The sequence below is a fragment of the Streptomyces botrytidirepellens genome (assembly GCF_003721215.1).
Taxonomy (GTDB): domain Bacteria; phylum Actinomycetota; class Actinomycetes; order Streptomycetales; family Streptomycetaceae; genus Streptomyces; species Streptomyces himastatinicus.
On sequence record NZ_RIBZ01000446.1, the window covers coordinates 1 to 1258 of the forward strand.

Here is a 1258-nt window from a genome sequence, read left to right on the forward strand (position 1 = left end):
CGCCCCGTTCCGCCTTCCCAGGCCCCGTGCCGGACCCGCACTATCACCGGCGCCGCATTCTCACCGGCCCCGAAGACCACCCGTGGCCGTGTCTCGCCCAGCTAGCCGCCTGCCACAGCATCACCCCGGCCCCGCCCCCCGGGGGGCGTGTGTTGTGGCTGTTGCCTTCCGCAGGGTCACTCTCCTGGCGGCCGTGCACCGTGATGCCCGACGTACCCGCCTTCCGCCATGCCTGACCCAGGACAAGGAGACAGAACCCATGAACCAGCTCACCTACCCCCGCCCCGCCGCCGCCATCGCCGCCAGGGCACGCATGGCCCTGGGTGCCTACCGCGCCGTGCCGGGGCACGAAGCCGCCCACGAACTCGAACGCTGGCTCCAGGACATGTGGTACTACGGCTACTTCGCCCTCCACAACGACAGCGACACCGCCCGGTGGACTGTGATCAGCCAGGAACTCATCGACGCCCAGCAGCTCCTCAAGATCAAGACCACTGAGCCTGCCGCCATCGCCCTGGCCGCCCATGCCGCCATCAGTCGCTTCGAACACGCAACGGGCACCACGCCCGGCGCCGGATGGGAAGCCCTCTACACCCGCGCCGAAGCTGAACGCGCCGCATACGCCGCCTTCGACAGCCTCCACCCACACCTCCCCCTCGACCACCGCAGCGACCGGGAGTTCGTCGCCCAGGCTTTCCTCGCCTTCCTTGACAACCCCGACAGCCCCTACCCCTACACCAGCCACAATCCCGACGAGGACGAGGAGGAGGACGATCAGGGACCCACCTGCTGACCGGACTCCGCCCCGCCGGTCCCAGACCTGTTCACCTTCGATGAGGGGGAGTTCGGCCCGTACGAGACCCTGCCGATCTCCCGAGGGTGGGGCCGGTACGACGCGACCAGCGTCAGCCGCCAGACGGCCGAGCAGATCACCACCGACCTGAGGACCAGCCACGCCAGCCGCCACCTGACCTGCTGGTGGGCAGGCCGCCGACGAGTGCTGCCCCCCGGTTCTGACCCGCTGACGCACAGTCCCCGCACTGCACCCGCGGATCCGGGACCAGCCGGATGGGGCCGCCGCCCGGCCGCTGCGCCCCCGCCTGGTCGATGGCTGCGCCGCTAACTCTGCCGCGTACGACAGTCAGTGCAGCCGGTGAGCGCCCCGCACGAACCCCCGTTCCTTCGTGCCCGGTGGCGCCCGGCTCCGGCCGGGCCGCGCGGCGTGCGGCCCCATCCCCCGTTCCCGCACCGCGCGGCC

1 protein-coding gene is annotated in these 1258 nt (G+C 71.4%); it reads left to right on the plus strand.

The features are described from left to right. The first annotated feature begins 259 nt into the window (after window positions 1-259). Window positions 260-793, plus strand: a complete 534-nt coding sequence (locus EEJ42_RS31480; protein ID WP_123105263.1) for a hypothetical protein — start codon at window positions 260-262, stop codon at window positions 791-793. Window positions 794-1258 lie beyond the last annotated feature (465 nt).

What these genes read in the sequence shown, in the direction of transcription:
- EEJ42_RS31480 (WP_123105263.1), top strand. Translation starts at nt 260, where the DNA reads ATGAACCAGCTCACCTACCCCCGCCCCGCCGCCGCCATCGCCGCCAGG.